Source organism: Lysinibacillus sp. GbtcB16 (assembly GCF_019091145.1).
In the GTDB taxonomy this organism is placed as follows: Bacteria; Bacillota; Bacilli; order Bacillales_A; family Planococcaceae; genus Lysinibacillus; species Lysinibacillus fusiformis.
Genome location: NZ_JAGXJV010000107.1, coordinates 1 through 276, shown reverse-complemented (window position 1 = coordinate 276; position 276 = coordinate 1). Strand labels below are relative to the sequence as shown.

At 48.6% G+C, this 276-nt stretch carries 3 tRNA genes; all 3 read left to right on the top strand.

Features of this window, described 5'->3' with window-relative positions:
- The 3 genes from KVT27_RS23560 (at window position 1) to KVT27_RS23550 (ending at window position 275) form a co-directional block, all read left to right on the top strand.
- Window positions 1-76: transfer RNA gene (locus KVT27_RS23560), tRNA-His, on the top strand.
- A gap of 44 nt (window positions 77-120) precedes the next feature.
- Window positions 121-196: transfer RNA gene (locus KVT27_RS23555), tRNA-His, on the top strand.
- A gap of 4 nt (window positions 197-200) precedes the next feature.
- Window positions 201-275, top strand: a tRNA-Gln gene (locus KVT27_RS23550).
- Window position 276: the final 1 nt, after the last annotated feature.

Below are 276 nucleotides of genomic sequence, written 5' to 3'. Positions count from 1 at the left end.
GCGATTGTGGCGAAGTGGTTAACGCACCGGATTGTGGTTCCGGCATTCGTGGGTTCGATTCCCATCAGTCGCCCCATTCAAGTATAAAGTAAATTTAATAATAATAACTATAATATCATGGCGATTGTGGCGAAGTGGTTAACGCACCGGATTGTGGTTCCGGCATTCGTGGGTTCGATTCCCATCAGTCGCCCCATAGTTGGGGTATAGCCAAGCGGTAAGGCAACGGATTTTGATTCCGTCATGCCTAGGTTCGAATCCTAGTACCCCAGCCAT